Genomic DNA, 314 nt, shown 5'->3' on the forward strand with positions numbered 1-314 from the left:
TCTCCCCCGAAAGCACGAGCCGGCCATCCGATCGCAACGTCAGGTCACCCGCCTGTGCCGCAATCGTGCCGGCATTCGCAACTCCGACACCCGCCGAATTGCCGACCAGATACACCCTGTTTGCATACATCCCGCCCAACTGGGCCACGTCGATGGCAACCGCAGGCGCAGTGCCGTCGCCCTGAATCGACCTCACGTCCAGCGTGTCGTGGCTGACCCGATTCGCACCTGCAACGACATTCAGATTCTTCGCATAGATCGCCGCATTCGCCTGAACCGCCCGCGAAATCAGATCGACCTGATCGACGTTCGCT

The 314-nt window shown here is 61.8% G+C and carries 1 protein-coding gene; it reads right to left on the reverse strand.

Going from position 1 to position 314, the window contains the following annotated elements; genetic code table 11:
* On the reverse strand, positions 1-314 hold a 314-nt coding region (locus ACV22Z_RS35860; RefSeq protein WP_448080960.1), incomplete at both ends, for a two-partner secretion domain-containing protein.

This window comes from Burkholderia sp. PU8-34, assembly GCF_053427725.1.